1 protein-coding gene is annotated in these 357 nt (G+C 72.5%); it reads left to right on the top strand.

All coding sequences use genetic code 11. The features are described 5' to 3' along the window. Positions 1-357, top strand: a 357-nt coding sequence (locus EN851_RS34640) for an FAD-dependent monooxygenase (protein ID WP_148671498.1), incomplete at both ends; no start/stop codon positions are given.

Below are 357 nucleotides of genomic sequence, written 5' to 3'. Positions count from 1 at the left end.
GCCGGCGCCGGGCCGGCCGGGCTGGCCACCGCGCTCTATCTCAAGCGGGCAGGGCACCGGGTCACTATCTTCGAGCGGTTCGATGAGCCGAAGCCGGTCGGTTCCGGGCTGATCCTGCAGCCGACCGGGCTCAGCGTGCTGGCCGAACGCGGCCTGCTCGGCGACATCCTTTCGCTGGGCAGCCGCATCGATCGCCTGCACGGCGCCGACGCCAGAAGCGGCCGCACGGTGCTCGACGTCCGCTACGATGCCCAACGCGGCGGCCGCTTCGGGCTGGCGGTGCATCGGGCGGCGCTGTTCGGCGTGCTGTTCCGCGCCGCCCGGCGCGAAGCGATCGCGATCGAGACCAATGTCGAG

The sequence above is a fragment of the Mesorhizobium sp. M8A.F.Ca.ET.208.01.1.1 genome, from assembly GCF_004791315.1.
Classification (GTDB): domain Bacteria; phylum Pseudomonadota; class Alphaproteobacteria; order Rhizobiales; family Rhizobiaceae; genus Mesorhizobium.
This window is presented reverse-complemented; position numbering and strand designations above follow the sequence as displayed.